At 18.9% G+C, this 912-nt stretch carries 1 protein-coding gene; it reads right to left on the bottom strand.

Annotation, left to right across the window (positions count from 1 at the left end; all coding sequences use genetic code 4):
* Positions 1–481, bottom strand: a 481-nt coding sequence (locus M0D11_RS06145) for a hypothetical protein (RefSeq protein ID WP_252321051.1), incomplete at its 3' end; no start/stop codon positions are given.
* Positions 482–912: the final 431 nt, after the last annotated feature.

Genomic DNA, 912 nt, shown 5'->3' with positions numbered 1-912 from the left:
CTTTTTTTTCTACTCCCCCAGTAATAGTGCTATATTCACTAATTTGTTTATTTTTAAATAACGGATTATTTTCTTTAACTAGTAAATAATAATATTCATTATCTTTTAAAACATAAGGTAATATTGCAACACCTTTATTATTAGTTCAAGGCTCTTCAACACCACAGTAAAAGTCTTCTTTAATTAATTTTACGAAAGTAGTTCCTTCATTTGTACATGTACCATTAAAAAATGTTGAATTTTTTAAGTTACTATTAATATTTCTTTTTTTATGTTTTTTATGACGATGTTTATGATTAAAAATTTCGGCTTGTTTTAAATTAATTGGTAGTTCTTGTAAATTGGTTAATGATTCTTGTAAGGTTGTTGGGTTAGTTAATGATTTTATTGGCATAGATTGTACTTTTTGTTTTTCATTATGAAATAATGGAATAATTAATATTCATAATTTAAATAAAAAACTTGGATTAAAATATTTCATTTTAACACCCCTTTCAAAATAATAATTAATAAAAATATATCTAAAATTATGTATTTATTTTAACATTTTTTTATTTTTCTTAGGATATTTGCTTTTATAATGCTTTTATAATAATAAACATGGTATATAATTTAAAGCAAGATTACTATACTTTTGTAAATGAAATTTAAATGTATATTATAGTTTTATCGCTATAATTACTAGGTTTATTTTTGGTTTGTATTTTAGATAATAGAAATTTATTTAATAATCATTTATTAATAAATATTAAGTTTAAATTTAATTAAAAATAATAAAAAAAGTATCAATTTTTACCACAAGTGTAAATTTGATACTTAATTAAAATAATTTTATTTTATTTAAAACATTAAATCAGAAAATGGAAAACAAGATTTAAATAGGGTAATATATTTAATAGTTTTTTGTTCACT

Origin of the sequence: Spiroplasma endosymbiont of Lariophagus distinguendus (genome assembly GCF_023846195.1) — a bacterium.
Classification (GTDB): domain Bacteria; phylum Bacillota_I; class Bacilli_A; order Mycoplasmatales; family VBWQ01; genus Spiroplasma_E.
The sequence above is the reverse complement of the archived record's forward strand: the minus strand, read 5'-3'. Positions and strand labels throughout refer to the sequence as shown.